4 protein-coding genes are annotated in these 2,899 nt (G+C 68.0%); 2 read left to right on the forward strand and 2 right to left on the reverse strand.

Features of this window, described 5'->3' with window-relative positions; translation table 11 throughout:
- Positions 1–5 precede the first annotated feature (5 nt).
- Positions 6–443 carry a hypothetical protein gene (locus tag VN856_RS14060; protein ID WP_325690011.1) on the forward strand — a complete coding sequence of 146 codons (438 nt, stop codon included), beginning with the start codon at positions 6–8 and terminating at the stop codon, positions 441–443.
- Positions 440–898, forward strand: a complete 459-nt coding sequence (locus tag VN856_RS14065) for a ferritin-like domain-containing protein (RefSeq protein ID WP_325690007.1) — start codon at positions 440–442, stop codon at positions 896–898. Before VN856_RS14060 ends, VN856_RS14065 begins: the two co-directional genes overlap by 4 nt.
- Here VN856_RS14065 and VN856_RS14070 read toward each other — a convergent pair.
- Together VN856_RS14070 and VN856_RS14075 are read right to left on the reverse strand one after the other, a co-directional pair.
- Entirely contained in the window at positions 895–2,643 is a 1,749-nt protein-coding gene (locus VN856_RS14070; protein ID WP_325690009.1) for a proline--tRNA ligase, read from the reverse strand. The genes VN856_RS14065 and VN856_RS14070 overlap by 4 nt on opposite strands.
- Positions 2,644–2,747: 104 nt before the next feature.
- Positions 2,748–2,899 (reverse strand): hypothetical protein (locus VN856_RS14075; protein ID WP_325690013.1); only part of this gene is annotated, 152 nt, incomplete at its 5' end.

Consider the following 2,899-nt stretch of genomic DNA (forward strand, 5'->3'; position numbering starts at 1 on the left):
TGGCGGTGTCCGCGTGTAGCTCATCGCCCGCGCCGCCGGCCGTCGACGAACTCGAAGCACAGTTGACCCTGGCCCGACGTGACAGCGAACTGGCCACCGCGGCGGCCGTGGGCGCACCGCAGCCGGTGAACGCCGCGCTGACAGAAGTCGCCGCGGAACGAACCAAACATGCGCAGGCGCTGACAACCGAAATCGCACGCCTGGCGGTCAACCCGACGTCCACGTCGCGCGAGACGACCACGCCGAGCACCCCCACCCCTGCCGGCACGGCTCCCCCGCCGCCGCTGGCCGACGTGGTCCGGTCGTTGCGGGCGTCGGCGGACAGCGCCCGGCAGCTGGCGGGCACATCGTCGGGTTATCGCGCCGGACTGCTCGGCTCGATCGCCGCCTCCTGCACCGCGTCCTACAGCGTCGCGCTGGCCTTGGGAGCCGCGTCGTCGTGACCTCCGCTGAACCGTCACCCGCGTCTACGCCGTACGACACCGCGCTGAGCGCTGCGCTGAGCAACGAGCATGCGGCGATCTACGGCTACGGCATTGTGTCGGCGCACTGCGCACCCGAGGTGAACACCCTGGTGTCGTCCGCGCTGAACCAGCACCGGCAGCGGCGCAATGAGGTCATCGCGTCGCTGGCCGGCCGCTCGGTGAGTGCTCCGGTGGCCGCCGCGGGTTATCAACTACCGATGCCGGTCAACAACCCCAGCGATGCGGTGCGACTGGCCGTGCGCATGGAGCAGGACACCGAAGCAACCTGGCGTGCTGTCATCGAGCAGGCTCAGAGCGACCAGGACCGCACGTTCGCCGTGACGGCGCTGACCCAGAGCGCGGTGCTGGCCGCCAAATGGAAGCAGGCGCAAGGAGATTGGCCGATCACCACGGCCTTCCCCGGCGCCGACTAGCCCGCGACCGCGGCGGTGATGTCGGTGGCCAGTCCGGCGCCGGCCGTCAGCTCGCGAGTCTCGCCGCTGAATCTGTTGCGCAGCTCGACTTTTCCGTCTGCCCAGCCACGGCCCACCACTACGATCCAGGGCACACCCAGTAGCTCGGCGTCCTTGAACTTCACCCCGGGTGATGCCTGCCGGTCGTCGAGCAACACCTCGATGCCCAGCCGATCCAGATCCGTGGCCAACGCGGTAGCCCCCGCCCGCGCTTCGGCGTCCTTGTTGGCGATCACCAGATGCACATCGAACGGCGAAACCTCGGACGGCCAGCGCAGTCCCAGCTCGTCGTGATGCTGTTCGGCGATGACCGCCACCAGCCGCGACACCCCGAGGCCGTAGGAACCCATGGTCAGCCGCACCGGCTTGCCGTCTTCCCCGAGCACATCGACGTTAAAGGCATCGGTGTACTTGCGGCCGAGCTGGAAGATGTGGCCGACCTCGATGCCGCGCGCCGACACCAGCGGCCCCGCTCCGTCGGGCGACGGATCGCCGTCGCGCACCTCAGCGGCCTCGATGGTGCCGTCAGCGATGAAATCGCGGCCGGCGACCAACCCGACGACATGCCGCCCGACCTGGTCGGCGCCAGTGATCCAGCTGGTGCCATCCACCACCCGCGGATCGACCAGGTAGCGAACACCGTTGTCCAGCAATGCTTTCGGACCGATATAGCCCTTCACGAGGAAGGGGTATTTGGCGAAGTCGGCGTCGTCGAGCAACGCGTACTCGGCAGGCTCGAGCGCGGCGCCCAGCCGTTTGTCGTCGACCTCGCGGTCACCGGGCACGCCGATCGCCAGTAGCTCCCAGTCCCCGCCCGGCTGGCGCACCTTGAGTAGAACGTTCTTCAGGGTGTCGGCCGCGGAGACGTCACGGCCCAGGTCGGCGCCGTTGGCCCACTCGACCAGGGTCGCGATGGTCGGGGTGTCGCCGGTGTCATGGACCACCGCCTCGGGTAGCCCGTCGATGGGCCCTGCCTCAGGGCGGGCGGTGACAACGGCCTCGACGTTCGCCGCGTAGCCGGATTCCAGGCACCGCACGAAGGTGTCCTCACCGACCGGGCTCTCGGCCAAGAACTCTTCGGAAGCGCTGCCGCCCATCGCCCCCGACACCGCCGACACGATGACGTAGCGCACCTGGAGCCGCTCGAAGATGCGCTGATAGGCCTCCCGATGCGCGTGATAGGCCGCCTTGAGCCCGGCGTCATCGAGGTCGAACGTGTAGGAATCCTTCATCACGAACTCGCGCACCCGCAGCAGGCCGGCCCGGGGCCGCGCCTCGTCCCGGTACTTGATCTGGATCTGGTAGAGCACCAGCGGAAGGTCTTTGTAGGAGCTGTACTCCCCCTTCACGGTCAGCGCGAAGACTTCTTCGTGGGTCGGGGCCAATAGATAGTCGTTGCCGCGGCGGTCTTGCAGCCGAAAAATGCCGTCGCCGTACTCGGTCCACCGGTTCGTCGTCTCGTACGGTGCCCGCGGCAGCAGGGCCGGGAACAGGATCTCCTGTCCGCCGATCGCGTTCATCTCGTCGCGCACGACCCGTTCGATGTTCCGCAGCACCCGCAGGCCCAACGGCAGCCAGCTGTACAGCCCCGGCGCGATCGGTCGCACGTAGCCGGCACGGATCAGCAGCTTGTGGCTGGCTACTTCGGCATCGGCGGGGGCGTCGCGCAGTGTGCGCAAGAACAGCTCGGACATCCGGGTGATCACAGCGCGCCAGCCTAACTAGTAATGAGTGATAACCGCCAAACGACAACCACGGCTGCGATCCGCGAGGGATGACAGCCGTGGCTTCTGTTGGGCGAAGCGACGAGCTAGAGCTCGCCGGCGTCGATGGCGTCCTTGACTTCCTGCGCGTGAGCCACCTGCTCGGCGGTGTAGCCGATCAGCAGCGACACCCCGCCGACGATGACGGCGACGCCGGCCACCCACAGCAACCCGTAGGTGTAACCGTGGTCAAGGGCAT

The sequence above is a fragment of the Mycobacterium sp. genome (assembly GCF_035603715.1).
In the GTDB taxonomy this organism is placed as follows: Bacteria; Actinomycetota; Actinomycetes; order Mycobacteriales; family Mycobacteriaceae; genus Mycobacterium.